The organism is Gilvimarinus polysaccharolyticus, assembly GCF_001187555.1.
Taxonomy (GTDB): domain Bacteria; phylum Pseudomonadota; class Gammaproteobacteria; order Pseudomonadales; family Cellvibrionaceae; genus Gilvimarinus; species Gilvimarinus polysaccharolyticus.
Genome location: NZ_LFIJ01000002.1, coordinates 1,361,396 through 1,381,123 on the forward strand (window position 1 = coordinate 1,361,396; position 19,728 = coordinate 1,381,123).

19 protein-coding genes are annotated in these 19,728 nt (G+C 50.8%); 14 read left to right on the forward strand and 5 right to left on the reverse strand.

Annotated features, from left to right (window positions below; genetic code table 11):
* Positions 1 to 6: 6 nt before the first annotated feature.
* Genes ybeY through lnt form a run of 3 tightly spaced genes read left to right on the forward strand, consistent with a single transcriptional unit; the run spans position 7 to position 2,941 of the window.
* Entirely contained in the window at positions 7 to 549 is a 543-nt protein-coding gene (ybeY, locus tag GILYN3_RS14500) for an rRNA maturation RNase YbeY (protein WP_198147390.1), read from the forward strand.
* A complete protein-coding gene (locus GILYN3_RS14505) occupies positions 546 to 1,406 on the forward strand; it encodes an HlyC/CorC family transporter (RefSeq protein ID WP_198147365.1) in 861 nt (286 codons plus the stop codon). Before ybeY ends, GILYN3_RS14505 begins: the two co-directional genes overlap by 4 nt.
* Positions 1,403 to 2,941, forward strand: coding sequence for an apolipoprotein N-acyltransferase (lnt, locus tag GILYN3_RS14510; RefSeq protein WP_049723664.1), 1,539 nt, complete (start codon positions 1,403 to 1,405; stop codon positions 2,939 to 2,941). The genes GILYN3_RS14505 and lnt overlap by 4 nt, the downstream gene beginning before the upstream one ends.
* 20 nt (positions 2,942 to 2,961) lie before the next feature.
* Here lnt and GILYN3_RS14515 read toward each other — a convergent pair whose 3' ends face one another.
* Positions 2,962 to 3,858 carry a DUF2971 domain-containing protein gene (locus tag GILYN3_RS14515; RefSeq protein ID WP_049723665.1) on the reverse strand — a complete coding sequence of 299 codons (897 nt, stop codon included), beginning with the start codon at positions 3,856 to 3,858 and terminating at the stop codon, positions 2,962 to 2,964.
* A 394-nt stretch (positions 3,859 to 4,252) separates the two neighbouring features.
* On the opposite strand from GILYN3_RS14515, the gene GILYN3_RS14520 reads away from it, so the two are divergent.
* The gene (locus GILYN3_RS14520; RefSeq protein ID WP_049723666.1) at positions 4,253 to 5,269 is read left to right on the forward strand and encodes an aspartate carbamoyltransferase; all 1,017 of its coding nucleotides are present in this window, start codon (positions 4,253 to 4,255) and stop codon (positions 5,267 to 5,269) included.
* 7 nt (positions 5,270 to 5,276) lie between these two features.
* Here GILYN3_RS14520 and GILYN3_RS14525 read toward each other — a convergent pair whose 3' ends face one another.
* Positions 5,277 to 6,548 (reverse strand): diguanylate cyclase domain-containing protein, encoded by a 1,272-nt coding sequence (locus GILYN3_RS14525; protein ID WP_049723667.1) that lies wholly within the window; start codon positions 6,546 to 6,548, stop codon positions 5,277 to 5,279.
* A gap of 135 nt (positions 6,549 to 6,683) precedes the next feature.
* Positions 6,684 to 7,088, reverse strand: coding sequence for a YchJ family protein (locus tag GILYN3_RS14530; RefSeq protein WP_049723668.1), 405 nt, complete (start codon positions 7,086 to 7,088; stop codon positions 6,684 to 6,686).
* A 208-nt stretch (positions 7,089 to 7,296) separates the two neighbouring features.
* On the opposite strand from GILYN3_RS14530, the gene GILYN3_RS14535 reads away from it, so the two are divergent.
* Genes GILYN3_RS14535 through GILYN3_RS14555 form a run of 5 tightly spaced genes read left to right on the forward strand, consistent with a single transcriptional unit; the run spans position 7,297 to position 12,043 of the window.
* Positions 7,297 to 8,472, forward strand: coding sequence for a 1-acyl-sn-glycerol-3-phosphate acyltransferase (locus GILYN3_RS14535; protein ID WP_049723669.1), 1,176 nt, complete (start codon positions 7,297 to 7,299; stop codon positions 8,470 to 8,472).
* Complete coding sequence (gene dinG / locus GILYN3_RS14540) at positions 8,466 to 10,601, forward strand: ATP-dependent DNA helicase DinG (RefSeq protein WP_049723670.1); 2,136 nt, start codon at positions 8,466 to 8,468, stop codon at positions 10,599 to 10,601. The genes GILYN3_RS14535 and dinG overlap by 7 nt, the downstream gene beginning before the upstream one ends.
* A gap of 19 nt (positions 10,602 to 10,620) precedes the next feature.
* Complete coding sequence (locus GILYN3_RS14545) at positions 10,621 to 10,947, forward strand: YqcC family protein (RefSeq protein ID WP_049723671.1); 327 nt, start codon at positions 10,621 to 10,623, stop codon at positions 10,945 to 10,947.
* Between the two features lie 13 nt (positions 10,948 to 10,960).
* Positions 10,961 to 11,647, forward strand: coding sequence for a DUF3313 family protein (locus tag GILYN3_RS14550; protein WP_049723672.1), 687 nt, complete (start codon positions 10,961 to 10,963; stop codon positions 11,645 to 11,647).
* A gap of 39 nt (positions 11,648 to 11,686) precedes the next feature.
* Complete coding sequence (locus GILYN3_RS14555) at positions 11,687 to 12,043, forward strand: YidH family protein (RefSeq protein ID WP_049723673.1); 357 nt, start codon at positions 11,687 to 11,689, stop codon at positions 12,041 to 12,043.
* Here GILYN3_RS14555 and GILYN3_RS14560 read toward each other — a convergent pair.
* Positions 12,030 to 13,259, reverse strand: a complete 1,230-nt coding sequence (locus tag GILYN3_RS14560; protein ID WP_084005467.1) for a multidrug effflux MFS transporter — start codon at positions 13,257 to 13,259, stop codon at positions 12,030 to 12,032. The genes GILYN3_RS14555 and GILYN3_RS14560 overlap by 14 nt on opposite strands.
* Positions 13,260 to 13,441: 182 nt before the next feature.
* Here GILYN3_RS14560 and GILYN3_RS14565 point away from each other — a divergent pair, with 182 nt between their 5' ends.
* Positions 13,442 to 14,578, forward strand: coding sequence for an aldose epimerase family protein (locus GILYN3_RS14565; protein ID WP_049723675.1), 1,137 nt, complete (start codon positions 13,442 to 13,444; stop codon positions 14,576 to 14,578).
* A gap of 175 nt (positions 14,579 to 14,753) precedes the next feature.
* Here the strand turns inward: GILYN3_RS14565 and argS are convergent, their stop codons facing one another.
* Entirely contained in the window at positions 14,754 to 16,487 is a 1,734-nt protein-coding gene (gene argS / locus GILYN3_RS14570) for an arginine--tRNA ligase (protein ID WP_049723676.1), read from the reverse strand.
* A 178-nt stretch (positions 16,488 to 16,665) separates the two neighbouring features.
* On the opposite strand from argS, the gene GILYN3_RS14575 reads away from it, so the two are divergent.
* From GILYN3_RS14575 to GILYN3_RS16745, 4 genes are all read left to right on the forward strand, one after another.
* A complete protein-coding gene (locus GILYN3_RS14575) occupies positions 16,666 to 17,451 on the forward strand; it encodes an enoyl-CoA hydratase (RefSeq protein ID WP_049723677.1) in 786 nt (261 codons plus the stop codon).
* A gap of 4 nt (positions 17,452 to 17,455) precedes the next feature.
* Positions 17,456 to 18,268: an SDR family oxidoreductase gene (locus GILYN3_RS14580; protein WP_049723678.1), complete on the forward strand. Its 813-nt coding sequence runs from the start codon at positions 17,456 to 17,458 to the stop codon at positions 18,266 to 18,268.
* A 101-nt stretch (positions 18,269 to 18,369) separates the two neighbouring features.
* Positions 18,370 to 18,774, forward strand: coding sequence for a hypothetical protein (locus GILYN3_RS14585; protein WP_049723679.1), 405 nt, complete (start codon positions 18,370 to 18,372; stop codon positions 18,772 to 18,774).
* 351 nt (positions 18,775 to 19,125) lie between these two features.
* Positions 19,126 to 19,377, forward strand: a complete 252-nt coding sequence (locus tag GILYN3_RS16745) for a hypothetical protein (RefSeq protein ID WP_198147366.1) — start codon at positions 19,126 to 19,128, stop codon at positions 19,375 to 19,377.
* The last annotated feature ends 351 nt before the right edge of the window (positions 19,378 to 19,728 follow it).

Below are 19,728 nucleotides of genomic sequence, written 5' to 3' on the forward strand. Positions count from 1 at the left end.
AATACTATGAGTGTGCAGGTAGACGTAGACATACAAGTCGACACTGAGGTTGTGCCCAGTGACGAGGATGTACACCGATGGATCACGGCTGCTTTACGTGACGAGCGTGAGGTGGCCGAGGTCAGTGTTTGTATCGTCGATGCGGCCACCAGTGCCGATCTAAATAACCGCTATCGCGGTAAAAATTACCCCACCAATGTACTGTCGTTTCCGGCCGATTTACCCCCCGAATTAAACCTGCCGCTGTTGGGCGACTTAGTGGTATGCGCTGAGGTTGTTGCGCGCGAAGCCGCTGAGCAAGGCAAACAAGCGCAAGCTCACTGGGCCCATATGCTGGTACACGGCACCTTGCATTTATTGGGTTACGACCACATAGACGATCTTGAGGCCGAGGCCATGGAGGCACTCGAAACGACGATCGTAACTGCGCTTGGTTTTGCGCCGCCCTACGCCGAAATCATGTCAGATCAAATGACTCGGTCGAGTCACAAAGCAAACTCATCCATATCACTATCAATATCGCCTACACAGGAACCTACAGTGCCATGACGGACGACCCATCGAGTAGCAGCGCAACGCGTACTCAAGAGCGCTCTTGGTTAGAGCGAATGTTGCATTCGTTCTCTAATGAACCCAAATCACGCGATGATTTGCTGGAAATCATTAAAGACGCAGCTGAAAATAAACTGCTGGATCAAGAGGCGCTCAATATTATTGAGGGGGCGCTAGATGTATCCATCTTGCAAGCTCGTGAGATCATGATTCCGCGCACGCAAATTGTGGCGGTTAAGCTCGACGATAAGCCTCAGGAATTTTTGCCTAAAATCATTGAATCCGGTCACTCACGGTTTCCCGTTATTGGCGATTCAATCGATGACATTAAAGGTATTTTACTCGCTAAAGACTTGCTGCGCATGATGCTGGAAGGCACTACCGATTTTAGTTTGGATAGCATTATCCGCACAGCCAATATTGTTCCCGAGAGTAAGCGCGTTAACGTATTGCTGCGTGAATTTCGCGAGCAGCGCTATCACATGGCGCTGGTGATTGACGAATACGGCGGTATTTCGGGACTGATTACGATTGAAGATATTCTCGAAGAGATCGTTGGCAATATTGAAGATGAAACGGACGAAGAGGTCAGCGATGAGCTGATCAAACGTGTTAGTGATACCGACTACGTTATTAAGGCGTTGACACCGATTGATGATTTTAATGATTACTTCAATGCCGGTCTAAGCGACGAAGACTTTGACACTATCGGTGGCATTTTGATGCAGTCGTTTGGCCACCTGCCCAAGCGCAATGAAGTGACAGAAGTGGATGGCTTTACCTTTCGGGTACTCTACGCCGACAATCGGCAAATCCACTTGGTACGTTTAACCATTGACGCGACTAACACTTGATTAGCACGGAAACGATTATAACCGGCCATGTCAGGCAGAGGCTTAATCGGCTGCGCAGCTATAATGCGGCCGCCGCCGCTTTGGTGGCCGGCGCTTTACAGCCATTGGCGTTGGCGCCATTTAATCTCTGGCCACTGGCGCTGTTTGGTCTTGGTATTTTCTCTCTTTTATTATTTAAGGTCACTCGCCGCCGGGCCACTTTGGTGGCGGGGTGTTTTGGCGTTGGCCTGTATGGCGTTGGCGCCTCTTGGATTTACGTTGCCATACATCAGTTTGGCGGCGCCTCGATGGTGTTGGGCGGCTTACTGACACTGCTGTTTGTCGTAGCAATGGCGGCGATTTACGCTCTGCCGTTTATTCTTAGCAGTAAGTTGTTGGGCTATGGCCGCCTGGGCATTTTATTGGTGTTTCCCGCTTGTTGTGTGTTGGGCGAATGGTTGCGCTCTTGGTTGTTGACGGGGTTTCCTTGGCTGTACACCGGTTACGGACATATTGAAACGCCACTGGCAGGCTGGGCACCGTTGCTGGGTGTTATCGGTGTGGGTTATCTGGCCACATTTAGTGCCGCCACTGTCGCCGGCTGGTGTTTTTTTGTGCGGCCGTCAGGTAATTTAATTGTCGCCAGTGTGATGGTGCTGGGCATTTGGTTTACCGGCTGGCAACTGCAAGACGTGCAGTGGGCTCGGGTGAATCACGATGCGCCTATTAAAGTGGCGATGGTACAACCCAATGTCGCTCAAGAGGTAAAATGGGATCCTGCGCATGCACAGCCGACGCTAGAATTATTGCAGCACTTGAGTGAACCGCTTTGGGATGCCGATTGGTTAATTTGGCCCGAGGCCGCCGTGCCTTTAACGTATCATCGGGCTTTGGATTTTTTGAATGTTGTCAGTCGCCGTGCGAGCGAAACCAACACCGGTTTGATTAGCGGTATTATTTACGATGATCAGCAAAGCCAGCGTTATTATAATTCGCTGGTGGGTTTGGGTGATGCCCTGGGTATTTATCACAAGCGTCGTCTGGTGCCGTTTGGTGAATATGTACCGCTCGAGCAGTGGTTGCGCGGCTTGATAGAGTTTTTTGATTTGCCAACGTCGTACATCAGTATCGGCCCAGAACAGCAAAGCGGTTTAGTGGTTAATGGTATCGCGATAGCGCCGAGCATTTGTTATGAGGTGGTGTATCCGTCATTGGTGGCGAACAGCGCTCACAATAACAATGTATTAATGACGGTCAGCAATGATGCCTGGTTTGCCGATTCAATTGGCCCGTTACAACATTTGCAGATGGCGCAGATGCGAGCCTTAGAGACGGGTCGCTATATGATTCGCAGTACCAACAATGGCGTCAGCGCTATTGTTGACCCGCATGGTGCGGTAGTCGTTAAAACTCATCAGTTTGTCGCGACAACCTTGACCGGTGTGGTCTATCCCGCTTATGGCCAAACCCCGTTTATGCGCTGGGGTAGTGGCCCATCGGTGATCTTGGCGCTGTTGTTATTGATTGGGGTGTATAGCGCTCGGCGGCGTTTTTAATGTTGTGCGCCGGGCAATAGTTAGACGCCAACAAACTCGACTTCGTATTTACCGGCCACGGCTAGCGCTTGAAACACCTTGGTGTCTGGATTGTGTTTTTTTACCGCATCGAGTAATGCTTTTTTGTCGGTGATGGGCATAAAAGCACCTAGATAAACGGCTTTAAGCTCATCTTGTGCAAAGGGCTTATCAATAAACCAATGTTGTTCATCGTTGTCGCGCAAGCCATCCTCTTCGCTTGCCTCGGTAAAACAGCGCCATTCTTTCTCCCCTTTGGCTGTTGGTGGTTTACTTAAAAACTTGCTCTCAAAGTTATCTTGGGGGTGTAGTGGTTCGTTGTGTAGCACCGCATTGAGCTGATCTTTTAGGCTAGAGATTTCGGGCCGTATAGGGTTGTAACTGACCGGCTTAGGATGCGGCAGTGAGGTGTGTTCACCGCAGGCAAACTTCAGCACCGCGCCGCGATGACAGTCGGCATAATGTTGCCACGCGAGTAGGTTGTCGGCGCGGGTGCTAAACGAACAAATTCTGAGGGCGCGGGTGTACTGGCGCCAGTCACTTAACATTTCATCAATAGCGTTTTGGCGCTGGTCAACCATGCGAGCCATGAGCTCGTGTAGGGCTTCTTCGGCCTCCTCTGGTGAGCCAAAGCGCTCTTCATCGCGCCAGCGGCGAATTACGGTAGACAGCGGTGATGTACCGCGGGGAACATCGCGCGCAAAAATCATTCCGCAGGCTGCACGAATCACGCTGTCGAGTAACGAATGGGGGTCAAAAGCCAGCGTAGTACGGTGATTTAGCTCAAATGGATCGGCAAACAGCGCCGGAGCACTCCAGCGTAATGTCTGGGTTTCGATAATGGCGAGCGCCATAGGTGCTGGGCAGTATTTTGCCAGTGTATCGTGTTGCTCGGGCACAGCTTGTCCTTTAATGATCGTTGCGGGATGTTGGGAACACTCCAGGCGTCATCCTGTATAGCCATTATCGGCCGAGAAAAGTTTTTATAAAGTCTTTTTCTTGGCGCGCTAAAGCACATTATAGCAATAAAAGCGGGCAGTCATTGGCTGTGTGCTAAATGACACCGCGTAAGTCGGTTGATGTGCCACTGTTGTTTAGTGCTATTCAGTCCTAATTGCCGTGCAGATTAGGATGATTGCAGTATTATTCAAAAGCTATTCTGTGCCGGCAAGACACATTATTCACTTTTTGCAAAATCTCTTGGTTTTGTCGTTTGCTATAGTGGCATTGGACGTTAAAATAGCCGCGGCAATCGTCTCCTTCCCACTAGTGGCCCCGTCCTGAGGATTTAACGTGATATTTACCGGCTCTCATATTCTCTCTATTGCACAGTTTGATCGCGCCGATATACAGCGCATCTTTGAGGTGGCCGATGCTATGGCGCCTTATGCCTTGCGTCGCCGTGTGACGCGGGTCTTAGAGGGAGCGATTCTTGGCAATATGTTTTTTGAGCCGAGCACCCGTACTCGTGTTAGCTTTGGTTGTGCTTTTAACCTATTGGGTGGCGAGGTGCGCGAAACCACTGGTTTTGAAAACTCGGCGATTACTAAGGGCGAATCTCTGTACGATACGGCTCGAGTGTTGTCGGGCTTTTCGGATGTTATTTGTATGCGTCACCCGCAAGAGGGCTCGGTGGCTGAATTTGCCGATGCGAGTCGAGTGCCCGTGCTTAATGGCGGCGATGGCGCTAATGAGCACCCCAGTCAGGCGCTGCTCGATTTGTACACGATCCGTAAAGAACTGGCCTCCAAGGGGCGCCAGATTGACGGACTAAGAATTGCCCTTATTGGCGACTTAAAGCACGGCCGTACCGTCCACTCGCTGTGCAAATTACTGTGCTTGTTTAACAATGTTCATATTACTTTGGTGTCGCCGTTAGAGCTGGCGATGCCCGAATCGATCGTTGCACAAATGCGCGAAGCAGGTCACACCGTGGTAGTCACCGATGATTTACCTCAGAGTATTTCCAGTGTTGATATCGCTTACTCCACACGGATACAAGAAGAGCGCTTTGCCAGCAAAGAGGAGGCCGATGTGTACCGTGGTAGATTTCGTTTGAATCAGGCGATTTACACCCAGTACTGCGAGCCCAATACCGTGATTATGCACCCACTGCCGCGCGACTCGCGGGCTGGTGCTAACGAGCTGGACAACGATTTAAACCAAAACCCCAACCTTGCTATATTTCGGCAAGCCGATAACGGTGTGTTGGTGCGTATGGCACTGTTTGCATTGGTGCTGGATGTGGTCGATCAGGTAGATAAGTGCGCTCGCGATGTGAATTGGTACAACTCTTCGCGCACTCTGTAATCTGTCGTTATTCGCCGTCAATCAGGCGGCTGGCCATAGCGGGCAGCTGTTGCAGCTCGCTAGGCAGTGACAGCGATGCCGTGCCTGGGGGAGTATCAAAGATACTGTCGTCACTCAAAACAAATAACAACGGAGTGGCTTGGGTGCGTGGTGCCTGAGCCAGACGCTCAGTCAGGGTGCGACCTTTGGCATCAGTCATCGCTGGGCTTAAGACGATTATATCGGGCCGGATATTTAACGAAAGCTCCAGAGCCTCATCGGTATTATCGGCGGTAATCAAATTGTACCGTGGCCGCAGCACTTGGCAGACTTGCTGTTGTATCTCGGCGTCGGGGTAGGCCACTATCGCCGTGCGGTGAGCGGTCATCTCATCTATCTCGAAGCAATCGCGTCCCGAGTGCTTGGCGCGATACAGTGCTCGGTCAGCCGTTTTAATAACATCCTCTAGCGAATAGCCATTGGTCTGCGAACAACTGGCGCCACCGATAGAAACGGTGACGTGTTTGCTTGTTGTTGAAGCTTCGTGAGGCACCGCCAAGCGCGCTACGGTTTTGCGAATAGATTCGCCGACTCGGGTCGCGCCGTTGCAGTCGGTATCGGGAAGCAGCACGATAAACTCCTCCCCGCCGTAACGACCAAGTAAATCATAAGGGCGCTTAAGACAGCTTTTTATCGCATTTGCCACCTGTACTAAGCAGTCGTCGCCAGCGGGGTGGCCGTAATGATCGTTGTAGAGCTTAAAGTGATCGACGTCTAGCATCAGCACACAAGTGTGGGTTGATTGGCGACCGGCGAGCAGCCATTGTTTGTGAGCGTACTCGTTAAAGGTGCGACGGTTGAGCAATTGCGTCAGACTGTCCAGCTGACTTAGCGTTTCGAGCTCGGCATTTAGCTTGTTGAGTTGATCGCGCATCCGCGAGATGCGTTCCATCGCCCGAATTTTGGCGTTGATGATCATTTTGCTGACGGGTTTGATCAAGTAGTCGTCGCCACCGGCTTCAATTCCTTGGCGGTAGTCGTCGTCGTCACTCATTCCGGTGACAAAAATAATCGGAATCCAGTGGCTGCCGAGCCATTCACGAATCAGCGCGGTAGTCTCAAAGCCATTTAAGCCAGGCATCTCAACATCCATGATGATCATGTCAACGGGCGTGTCTTCTAGCAACTGCAATGCCGCCTCTCCACTTTCGGCAAGCAGCGGTGTGTGCCCAGCGTCAGTAATGTACTGGCTCATCGCATGACGCAAAGTCGCGCTGTCTTCAACCAACAGAATTTTCATTCGATAATCCAGAGTACCTGTGTGCTTATGCTGGTGATCAAGGTGTTAAGTGTAACGATTTGTGGCGCCGAAAGCATCATAGTGTGTCACAGTCTGCAAATGCTTTATGGCAAATAGGCGCTAAGTGATAAGAGCTTAAGTTATATGGTCGATGTAGCGCCATAAACCGGCCTCACGCTTAAACAGCGATTTCTCTAAATGTTGCTGCTTTTGCCCTTCTCGCCGGTAATGGGCACAGAAAGTGACAGTCCCTTCGTTGTCCTCTATACCGCCGCGCTCGCACGCTAAGATATCAAGCCCTAGCCACTCGCAACTACTTGCCCACGCGGCTATCGCCTCGGGTGAGCTGTGTTGCCGTACCGTCGGGCTCCAGGTGCGCCAGAGGTAATCTACAGCCAGCATCACGTGGGCCGTGTAGCGCGAACGCATCAGTTGTTCGGCGGTTTGCGCTTGGGCGCCGTGTAGTATTAAAGTTGTACAGCAATCTACGGGGTATTTACCCGAGCCACAAGGGCAGTATTTATTCACGGTAAGTGGCATTTTGCACCTCTTTTGGGTATGTTGTGCGACTTATTTTAACGACGTGTAGTACCTACTTGTATGGTGAGCGGGTAGCTGTAGCTATTTAGGGGTGGCCCTGTCGTTCGCCACTATTGAGTTTTTTAGGCTACATTGTTGGCCGAGCATTGCAAACAACAACCCGCTTATTTCTTTTTCTCTATGATGACTGATCATCCGATAATTGCCCATGACTGATTTTGACGATATACGCCCTTATAATGACAGTGAAGTGCGCCCAGTACTCGACCGAATTTTGGCTGATCCCGAGTTGGCTGAAGCCGTAACGCGTTTAAAGTTCCCGCGTCTGGCAGGCCCTTTGGGGTTTATTTTGCGTCCATTGGTGACTCAAGTTATGCGCCGCGAGTTAGCGGGTGTCGATAGCGTCTACAAGTTTCAATCGGTGATTGAGAAATACATGCGCCGTATGATTGAGAGCACCACCACTGAAACGACACACTCTGGGCTTGATAAGCTTGACCCGAATCGGGCTTACCTATTTGTCAGCAACCACCGCGATATTGCGATGGACCCAGCGTTTGTAAACTGGAGCTTATTTCGCGGGGGCTTTAAAACTCAGCGTATAGCGATTGGGGACAACTTGCTGACTAAAGCCTACGTGTCCGATCTAATGCGCCTTAATAAAAGCTTTATTGTTAACCGTGCGGCCAAGGCTCCGCGTGAAAAACTTAAGGCGGCGAAAAAACTATCCGCGTATATACACCATTCATTAACGCTAGAAAACTCTAATGTTTGGATCGCACAACGTGAAGGTCGCGCCAAAGATGGCAATGATCTCACCAACTCGGCAGTCGTGGGTATGCTGACACTCAACCGCCCTAAAGCCCAGAGCTATGCCGATTACATCCGCGAGCTGGCGATTGTCCCTGTATCTATCTCGTATGAACTGGATCCTTGTGATACCGCTAAAGCGCGTGAGTTGCATCAACAGCGAACCTCGGGAACCTACCAAAAAGGCGACCAAGAAGACGTGCAAAGTATCGCGCGCGGTATCACGGGTCAAAAAGGCCATGTGCATGTCGCTTTTGGTGATGTATTAAGTGACGATTTTGCCGATACCGATGCGGTAACCGCCGAGATCGACCGCCAAATTTGGAGCAACTACGTTCTGCATTCCAGTAATTGCATGGCCTTTGATCAAATCGGGGAAGAGGCGCGCTTGCTGCCTTACTCGGACAAATCTGTCCCTTACGAGCCCAACAACTTGATTGCAGCTCGGGCCAATTTTGAGGCCCGTTTGCAAGCGGTGCCGGCCGACTATCGCGATATTGTTATCGCCATGTATGCTAATCCGGTGCGCCACAAATTAGCGGCAACCGGCTGTGGTAGCTTGAGCGGATGTTAACCGATGAGCTAAAGCAAAAGATCCAAAAAACCTACTCGGCATTTTTGCAAAGTCGCGAGTTGGGGCCGCGCCATGGGCAAAAGCTGATGATCGCAGAAATTGCCCGCACTCTCGGCTCGATTGAATCCGATGCCGAAGGCGTGCGCAACAGTGGCGGCCATGTGTGCGTAGTAGAGGCCGGCACTGGCACGGGTAAAACAATTGCTTATTTGTTGCCGACCATTATTGTCGCCAAAGCATTGGGTAAAAAGCTGGTAGTGTCTACCGCTACCGTAGCACTGCAAGAGCAGATCGTGCACAAGGATTTACCCGAGCTGCGCAACCACACCGATTTATCCTTTAGTTTTGCACTGGCCAAAGGTCGCGGCCGTTATGTGTGTTTGTCCAAGCTCGATAACTTAATGAGCGAGTTTTCTTCAGCTATAGACCCGACTCGCGCCCTATACGAAGATGAGTTGCCCAGTGTCGATGCCGAAGGCGTAAAGCTCTACGAGTCGATGATGGACGCTTTGGCGAGCAATAAATGGGATGGCGAACGAGACTCTTGGAGTACCCGCTTAGAACCTAACGATTGGGCTCGGGTCACCACCGATCACCGCCAATGCACCGGCCGGCGCTGCTCTAACGTATCGGCTTGTAGTTTCTTTAAAGCGCGCGATGCGCTGCACACCGCCGATTGCATTGTCACCAATCACGACATGGTGTTGGCAGATCTAGCGTTGGGCGGTGGCGCGATATTGCCGGACCCCGAAGACACTATCTATGTGTTTGATGAGGGCCATCACCTGCCGGATAAAGCCCTTAATCACTTTGCTCACCACAGCCGGATGTTATCGACCAGTCGTTGGTTGGAGCAATGTAACAAAGGCTTGGGTGCTATTCTGGGCCAGATTAGCGGAGCTGGCCGAGTCGATGACTACGCCGAGCAACTGCCTGGACAGCTGATCGAGTGTAAGCGCGAGCTGGATATGCTGTATCCGATTTTGGATGAGCGAATCCAATCGTTAGCAGAAAACTCACGCGACTGGAAAACCAATCACTACCGATTTGAAAAAGGCATCGTGCCTGACAATATTGTCAGCCAAGCTGAGCAATTGCATTCAAGTTTTAATCGGCTAACCGATTTATTAAGCAAAATTGCCAGCGAGTTGAACGAGGCAATGGAAGACGCGCACTGCCGTGTCCCGAAAGTAGATCTAGAAACCAATTACCCGATCATTGGTACATGGCAAGCGCGTGCCGAGGCGAACGCTGGTCTATGGTTAAGTTATGCCCGTGTCGATGGTGACAAAAGTGTCCCTAAAGCTCGCTGGTTAACGCTGATCGACTTTAATGGCAACTACGACATAGAGGTGTGCTCAAGCCCTATTTTAGCGGCACGCACCTTAGAGTTCAGCTTATGGAATCGCGCTTATGGCGCGGTGCTTACCTCGGCGACGCTCACTGCGCTAGGTAAATTTGATCGTTTGAAAATGCGTACCGGTACGCCCGATGACAGCCGTTACGCGGTAGTGCCCAGCCCATTTGATTTTGCCAACGGCATTTTGCACGTTCCCAAAGATGCGGTTGATGCCGGTGACAGCCGTGCACACACAGCGGCGTTGGTGACGCAGTTGCCCGAGTTGTTGCAGCCCGATGAGGGTTCGTTAGTGTTGTTTTCATCGCGCCGACAAATGCAAGACGTCTACGATGAGTTGCCCGCAATTTGGCAAAGTAAAATCTTGTTGCAAGGCGAAAACTCTAAACAAGAAATGTTGCTGGCGCATCGTAAAAAAGTCGATAAGGGCGAGGGCAGTGTGTTGTTTGGCTTAGCCAGTTTTGCCGAAGGTGTGGATTTGCCCGGTGACTATTGTGCCCATGTAGTGATTGCCAAGCTGCCATTTGCGGTACCCGATGATCCCATCGAAGCGTCGGTGGCCGAGTGGATCGAGCAGGGCGGTGGCAACGCTTTTATGCAAATTACTATTCCCGATGCCTCATTAAAGCTGATACAAGCTTGCGGCCGGTTATTGCGCACCGAAGGTGACACCGGTCGTATTACCTTGTTGGATCGGCGAGTTGTGACTAAGCGGTACGGTAAAGCGATACTCGATTCGCTGCCGCCGTTTACTCGTAAAATAGATACTTAAAGACGAAACTGCGTAAGATATGAATGATATACACATCGCCGCCGCTGACATATTGATTGATCTAGAAGCGGCGTTGCGTGATTTACAGCTTTGGCAGTTAGATCTGCCACCAGCCGAAGCGCTCGCCAGTACGGCGCCTTTTGCGGTAGACACGCTGACCTTCACGCAGTGGCTACAGTTTATGTTTTTGCCGCAAATGCAGTTGTTAATCGACGAGCGTGCGCCATTGCCAGTTAACTGTGCTATTGCGCCAATGGCCGATGAATATTTTAAACCACAGGTTGTCGACGGTTCTGCGGTAGTGGTTCAGTTGCAGCGGATTGATACGTTGCTTAGTCATCAATAATAAAGGCATCTTTATGACAAATTTTATCGCCCGTTCGCTGCAGGGTATTGGTATTGTCAGTGTATGGTTGCTAATTGGCTGTGCGACAACGCCACCACCGGCGGTATCAGGGGGCCTGCATCTTGTTGTGGCGCAACCCTTTGATGAAGTGTATCTGAGGCCGGATGTCTCGTTAGCTCAATATACCGCGATACGTTTACAGCCTTGTACGGTAGCTTTTAAAGCTAACTGGCTGCGCAATCAAAACTCAAACCGCGCATTAGGGCGGGCGCGAATCTCTAACAAAGATATGCAGAAAATATCTGATCGTTTGGCCGGCTCGTGTGACGAGCATTTTAAAAAAGCATTGGCGCGCCCACCCGCTTATAAAATCATAGCAGATGGCGAGAACGCCGACAGTGAAACGGTCTTAGAGTTACGCCCCAGTCTCGTCGAGGTAGATTTAACCGCCCCCGATATTAACGAGCCAGGGATTACCCGCAGTTATACGATGTCGTCAGGTGAAATGACGTTATTACTCGAAGCCTACGATGGTGCCAGTGGTGAAGTGATTGCTCGAGTAACAGATACAAAAGAAGACTTTAATAATATGCAATTAGAGCCTACTAACCGCGCCACTAATATGGCCGACACTAATCGTTATTTGCGCAGCTGGACGCGGGCGCTGCGTCAAAGTTTGGATGCTGCGCGCGCACAATAGGCGCTGTAAACTTTTTGGCTGCGAGCTAGAGGTTCCGGTATGCAAGATCCACGGGTGTTATTGGCCGCCGAGCGTACTTTGTTGGCTTGGAGCCGCACGGCGCTTGGCTTAATTGGTTTTGGTTTTGTGTTAGAGCGCGCCGGTTTATTGATGCGTGTGTTTGCTGTGGCATCAACCGCCGATCAAACGTTTACCATCATCTTGGGTTTGGCGTTTATTTTACTGGGCGTGGTTGCCGCGGTGGGTGCGTCCGTTCGGCACGCGCGTTATGCGCGCGCTATTATTGCCCGCGATGGCCCGACTGATTATCGCGCGTTTTACTCTGTGGCCCTGACTATGGCGCTGGGCTTTCTGGGGCTGTTGTTACTGCTGGTGTTGTTATTTATGAATCACTAGTTTGATACAGTGGACGCAGTGTTGTTAGCAGCGTCATACTTATAGCGACAGAGATTAACATAACCGCCAATACCGGTTTTAAACTGCCATCGTAAAAAACACTGCCTAACGCTCCCATACCTGAGCCCAATGCAAACATAGACACCGTTTGTATGGCTGCAGCACTGCCACCGCGATGCGGCGGAAACATAGCCATAAAGCGCGTCATGCCGGCGGGATTGCTCACCCCGACACAGCCCACGCTAAGTATCACTAATGGTACCGCCAGCGTCAGTGTTAAAGTTTCGGTCCACGTCAGGATGGCCATTAAGACAACCAGTATTGTTTGTACGCTAATGCTGATGCAAAAAAGCTTCATGGGGTCCATTACGCTTAACAATCTTGCGCTTAACGAATTGGCGGCAATTAATCCCACTGCGTTCAGGCCAAATAAAATCGAAAAAGTTGTTTCGTTTACCCCAAAGTACGTCATATACATAAATGAGGCGTGGGTAACGAAAATAAGTAACACGCCTGCGGCCGAGCCAATACACAGTGCAAAGCGCAGGGCGAGTAACTGACCTTGGTGTCGGTGTAATAAAATCGCGCGGTACTGCGAGACAATATGTTTTAACGATAATTGCTGCTTAGGCTCGATTAATGTTTCAGGAATCATGCGCAGCATAATGGTAAACATAGCAATGGCGTATAACACCTGAAAAATAAAAATACTGCGCCAACCAAACTGTAGCAGGCCTGTTCCTATTAATGGCGCCACCACCGGCGCTATCATCATAACCATCATTACCGTGGCAAAACGCTGGCCGATTTGTTCGGCAGGATAGGAATCTCGCACCTGCGCCATGGCGGTTATGGTCGCAAAACCGCCGCCAAAGGCTTGCAATAAACGCCACAGATTAATCACGTTCGCGGAATCTGACAGGGCGATGGCGCCACTGGCGATAATAAATAAACCCGTCCCGATTACACAGACTGTTTTGCGCCCCACCTGATCTGAAATAGGGCCGCCCATCAGCTGGCCTAAAGCAAACCCCACCAAAAAAGTACTGATTGAGGCGTTGAGCGTGGCAATGGGGACATTGAGCGCTTGCGCCATAGATGGCAGCGCCGGTAAATAGGCATCCATAGCCACTGGTCCCAAGGCTACAAGAGCGCCTAGATACAGTAAAAAATAGCGCGGCAACGCCATTGTTTGGCGAGAATCCTGATTCTTCATATGGGTTTATTGGTCTGTTGCGGGGTTTTGTAAAGTGTAACGTACCAGCGCAGATAGTGGCGAACAATAGCCATAATACCGCCGTTATTTCGCTAGATGGGGCGGGGGGATAGACAGCGCCGCGAGGCTGGGAGACAATCGCACTTAATGTAATTGTCATAAAGACTACAAGAGAGGCTGTGATGTCCCTATTATCTGCTCGTCGTATTACTTTATTCTCACTGTTAACTATGTTAATCCTGCCGGTATTTGCCGATGTTGTGGTCAGCGAGTTTGGTGCACTCGACAATAATCGCACTAGCCACTTGTACCGTTTAACTAACGCCCAAGGCAGTAGTGCCGAGCTCACCAATCTAGGGGCGTTGTTGGTGAGCCTGAAGGTTCCTGATCGCAATGGTGATTACGCCGATGTGGTGTTGGGTTTTGATACAGCTCAGCAGTATTTGACCGACAGCCCTTTCTTTGGCGCGACAATTGGCCGTTATGCTAATCGTATCGCCAGTGGCCGTTTTAGCTTAAACGGCCAAACCTATCAGCTGGCTAATAACAATCCGCCCAATCATTTACATGGCGGAGCGGTGGGTTTTGACAAACGTTTGTGGCGGGGCGAGGTGCTGGATAACTCCGATGAGCCCGCGGCGCGCTTTACTTTGCTGAGTGAAGACGGCGATGAAGGTTATCCGGGAAATTTACAGGTGGCCGTTACTTATCGGTTAACCGCCGATAACGCGCTGCAGATTGATTACCAAGCGAACTCCGATGCTGCTACCGTTATTAACTTAACCCATCACAGTTACTTTAATTTGTCTGGGCACACATCGGGCGATGTTCTAGCGCAGCAATTACAAGTTAATGCAGATTTTTATACCCCTGTTGATGGCAATGGAATTCCTACCGGCGAGATTTTATCGGTGGACAATACACCGTTTGATTTTACCCAGAAAAAAGCCCTAGGGCGGGACATTAAGGCCGACAATGCAATGTTAAAAGCGGCGCTTGGGTTCGATCAAAACTGGGTGTTGCGTGCCGGCAAATTTGCCGACGATTTAGTTCTGGCGGCGACTCTAACAGACCCCGTCAGCGGCCGCCAATTGCAAGTATTAACCACAGAGCCTGGTTTACAGGTTTACACCGGTAATCACCTAAGTGCGAATGCGCTGGGCAAAGACGGATTCGCTTACAGCAAACACGCCGGGGTTGCGTTAGAGCCGCAGCATTTCCCCGATTCGCCCAATCAGCCGCATTTTCCGCGCACGACGTTAAAAGCGGGCGAGACTTTTTCCTCTCGCACCGTTTATCAGTTTTCGCTGATGCAATAGCAGTGCGGTTAGTGTGAGTTATATACTTAGAGCGCTACTCTACTGTCGACAGCAATAGTGTATGTTAGTCATATTGTCTGAGTGTTTATAGCCTAGACTAAGTAAACCTTAGCCATAAAAAAACCGCCCGGTTATTCATAATAATCGGGCGGTTTTTTATGATGCTGACGTTAGCTTACATTCTTTCGCTAACTTCAATCCCTAGCATATCTAAGCCGGTTGCCAAGGTGCGTGATACGGCGTGACATAAGCGTAAACGACTGGCGCGAACATCGGCGGCCACGTCCGATTTTAAAATCGGGCAGGCTTCGTAAAAGCGCATATATAAGCTGGCCAGGTCGTACAGGTAAGTACACAGTAAATGCGGCATGGCATCTTGCGCTACTTGTTCTAACACTTCGCCCAGTTGCAGTAGTTTTATCGCCAGCGATTTTTCTTGTTCGCAGCCTAGCACAATCGTGCCGGTTAAGTCGTTCGGGTCTATATCGGCCTTGCGAAAGATACTTTGGATCCGGGTGTAAGCGTATTGCAAATAAGGTGCGGTGTTGCCCTCAAAGCTGAGCATGGTGTCCCAGTTAAAGACGTAGTCGTTGGTGCGGGTTTTGGATAAGTCGGCGTACTTAACCGCGCCAATACCTACCTTGCGGGCAATCTCATCGGCGCCTTTCAGTTCTGGGTTCTTTGCCGTAACCACGGCAGCGGCGCGTTCAACAGCTTCATCCAGCAAGGCCGATAATTTAACGGTGCCGCCTGAGCGGGTTTTAAAGGGTTTGCCATCGGCGCCCATCATGGTGCCAAAGGGGTGGTGCTCTAAGCTTACCTCGGCAGCTACAAAGCCGGCTTTGCGGGCTAGAGTAAACACTTGTTGCATGTGCAGCGACTGCCGCGCATCGATAAAGTACAAAATTCGGTCGGCGCCTAAGGTGCCGGCGCGATAGCGAATAGCGGCTAAATCGGTGGTGGCGTATAAAAAGCCGCCGCCTTTCTTTTGAATAATAACCGGCGAGGGGTTGCCTTCTTTGTCGGCCAGCTCAGCCAAAAATACCACTTGTGCGCCTTGGTCTTCTACGGCTAATTGCTGATCTTTTAGCTCTTGCAGTAGTGGGGCTAAATCATCGTTGTAAAAGCTCTCGCCACACACGTCAGCGTCGGTAAGCGTAACGTTGAGTTTGCGATAAATATCGGTGCTGTGCTCCAGTGATATCTGTTTGAATTGCTCCCACAATTTTAAAATATTTGCGTCGCCCGATTGCAGTTTAACCACATATTCGCGGGCTTTGTCGGCAAAGGCTGGATCGGCATCAAAGTGCGCCTTCGACTGCTGGTAGAAAACTTCCAAGTCTTTCAGCGCCATCGCGGCACTGGCATCAGTTTGTAGGGTTTCCTCAAGCTCGGCGATCAGCATGCCAAACTGAGTCCCCCAGTCGCCCACATGGTTTTGGCGAATCACTTTGTGGCCTAAACGGCTGAGTATGCGTACCAGTGCATCGCCAATAATACTCGAGCGCAAATGCCCTACGTGCATCTCTTTGGCAAGGTTGGGCGACGAGTAATCGATCACAATCGTTTTGGGCTCGGCCGCGGGGTTAATCGCAAGCGCTTTGTCCTGTTCGGCCTCGGCGACGCACTCGGCGAGCCATGCGGGCTTTAAATGGATATTGATAAATCCGGGACCGGCGATTTCCAGCTTGTCGGCGATATCGTCTAGCTCGGCCAGTTCGACAATTTTAGCTGCCAACTCACGTGGGTTACTGCCCATTTTTTTGGCAGCTCCCATGGCGCCGTTGGCTTGGTAGTCGCCAAAGCCTGCTTTTTTAGCGGCTGCCACCATAGGGCGGCACTCGGCAGGGATGCCAGCTAAGGTCATGGCTGTTTGGATTCGAGTGGTAAGCTGTTCGCGGATGTTCATAGTACTCAGGTCTTTATGGTGTGAGGCGCAATTGTACCGGTCGGGCGCGAGAGTGTCATCTGCCTAGGGGGCGGTGAGTGGTGCAAAACGGTTAGGTTAAAAGATGTGAGCTGCGCAGGTTTCAGCTTGGCGATGGAAGGGCTACACTCAATGGGTACATCTAACCTTGGAGGTGAGCGTGAGTCTGCCATTGCAACTGTGTGAACAAATTCACGCCGAGTGCATTAACTCGGTGTTAAAAATTCAGATTAACCGTCCAGCCCAGAAAAATGCCCTGTCGTTGGCCATGTACCAATCGCTGGCCGATGCACTCGGGTGGGCGCAAACCGCCGCCGAGGTGCGGGTAGTGCGCATAACCGGCAGTGGCGATAGTTTTACCTCGGGTAATGATTTGGCCGATTTTCTGGCGGCGCCCGAGTTGACAGAGGCACACCCTGCGCGTCAATTTATGCGTGCGGTGATGGGGCTGCAAAAACCGTTAGTGGCTGAGGTAAATGGCGCTGCCGTAGGTATTGGCACGACCTTATTGCTGCATTGTGATTTGGTGTACGCCTGCGAAGATGCGTTTTTTCAGCTGCCGTTTGTCAAGCTGGGCCTGTGCCCCGAGTTTGGCGCAAGCGCTCTGCTGGCCGATCGGGTCGGTGTCGCGCGGGCGCGCGGGATGCTTATGCTGGGCGAGCCTGTAACCGCCTCGGCGGCTTATCGGTTTGGTTTGATTAACGAAGTTTACAGTGATGAACGCTTGGTGGGCGAAGTGGATTGGGTCTGCCGCGAGCTGGCAAGCCGGCCGCCGCACGCCTTGGCGGTGACCAAACAGCTGTTGCGCGCGCGTGATCAGCTGGACCTTGAGGCGGTTATCGAGGCGGAACTGGTGGAGTTCTCTCAATGCTTGAGCGGCGACGAATGCCGCGCGGCAGTACAAAAATTGATGTCTGCGAATAAGACTTCCGGTGATAAGGAGTAGGGCTGTGGCTGTAACTATTGATTGTGCAGGAAAAATCGTATTAGTCGTTGGTGGTACCAGCGGTATTTGTCGAGGTATTGCCGAGCGTTACGCCAGCTGTGGTGCCAAGGTGTGCGTGATTAGCCGATCGCAGGATAAAATTGATGCAACGGTAAAGGCGCTTCACGAGCTGGGTGCAGAAGACGCCTGTGGTTACAGTGCTGATGTGCGCGATGGTGATGCTGTACGTGATGCTGTGGGCCAGTTGCACACTCGCTGGGGGGCGCTGGATATCGTCATTTCAGGTGCGGCTGGTAACTTCCCCGCACTGGCTCGGCAGTTATCCGATAATGGTTTTAGCGCGGTGGTGGATATCGATCTGAAAGGAACTTGGCATGTCATGAGTGCGGTCTACCCTTATTTGCGTAAACCCGGTGCGGCCATTGTCAATATCTCGGCGCCGCAAGCTCAGCTTGCCATGGCTGGGCAAATTCACGTTTGTGCCGCTAAAGCTGGGGTGGATATGATCACCCGTACTTTAAGTCTCGAATGGGGCGCCGAAGGCGTGCGGATCAACTCGATTATTCCCGGCCCTATCGAGGGTACCGAGGGAATGGAGCGCTTGGCGCCGGGCGAGCAGATGCGCGCCAAAATCATTCAAACCGTTCCACTTAAACGCATGGGCCAGCCGCGCGATATTGCCGATGCCTGTTTGTTTTTAAGCTCCGATTTAGCCAGCTTTATTACCGGCGCGGTGATTCCGGTAGACGGAGGTTGGCAGTTGGGCGGGGCGGCCTCAATAGGCACCGCGTTGGGTAAGATGCTAGACGATAAATAACCTGAAAGGTGAGTAGCGCTGCTTTTTTCGATCCCTACATGAGGCAAGTATATAGTGGCTTACATTAATAACGCGTTGCGCATTACAACAAGAGTGGCTGCGTGAAACTTGACATAAACGCTAAATTTTCAAGCTATCCAGCCGCCGCACAAAAGCAGCTTCAATGTGTGCGCCAACTTATATTTTTGGTGGCAAAAGAGAACAACCTGAATACGGTTACAGAAGCCCTTAAGTGGAATGAAGCCAGTTACCAAGTAAAAGGTGGCAGTACCATACGAATGGACTGGAAGCCAAAAGATCCCGACGTCATCAAAGTGTTTTTTCATTGTCAGACTCGACTGGTTGAAACCTTTAAAGAGGTTTACCCCAGCGAGTTTGATTACGAGGGCAATAGAGCTGTGGTTATCCCGTTGAACTGCAGCATCCAGGATAGCCCGTTGGGCCACTGCTTGCAGTTGGCCCTAACGTACCATAGCGTAAAGCACCTGCCGTTGCTTGGTGCTTGAGGCGCTTAACATTGTGGGTAACAATAAAAATACGATTAACATCAAACAGAGGCTAGCGTGGACAATCATAAGGTTATAGCGAGCTGCCAATGTGGGAGCGTGTCGTTTGCTGTTAGCGGAGCCCCCATTATGACCGTTGCGTGTTGTTGCAATAGCTGCAGAGTCGCGGGCCACCAATTAGAGGCTCGGCCTAAAGCATCGGCCATTATGGCTGCGGACGATAGCACCGAGTATATGATGTACCGTAAAGACCGTGTGCGCTGCCAGCAAGGCCACGACTTGTTACGCGAACACCGGCTAACCCCACAAGCGCCAACCCGGAGGGTGGTGGCTATTTGCTGTAACTCGGCTATGTTTGTTGAATTTAAAAGCGGGCACTGGCTGTCAATATACAAAAATCGTTTCGCAGCAATTGACCAACCAAAGATTGAACTGCGTACGATGACAGGGCATCGAAGCCCTGGTGTTGAGTTCACAGATGATATACCAAGCCCCAAAAAACATACCGCTTGGTTTATGTGGAAGTTACTTGCCTCGTGGGCTGCAATGGGTTTTAAAGCCCCCAAAATTGACTACGTTAAAGGCAAAGTTGAGAGTCAATAAAAACAATAATAATTAGAATTATTTTAGAGCTCAGTTAGCAGGCATATACAACTATTAAATATTCATTGCCCAGATAGAGTCCTGATTTTTAGGCGTTTATAGTATTTTTATGAATGCTGTCACTTAATCACGACGGATCTTTTTCTTCGTTGACTTACTCTAGTAATATTGGTGAGTTATCAGTTGGACTTGGTTTAGCAGAGCGAGTGGAAGGCTAAGCGTAGCCCTCGGATTAACATCCAAAATATTACATCGCTTATGGGGCGTGATGCTCTTAATCGTGGTGTTGTTTAAAACCTATTAGGGCTTAACGCGGCAGCGGTTGAATTGGTGCGCGGACTGGGGCAGACT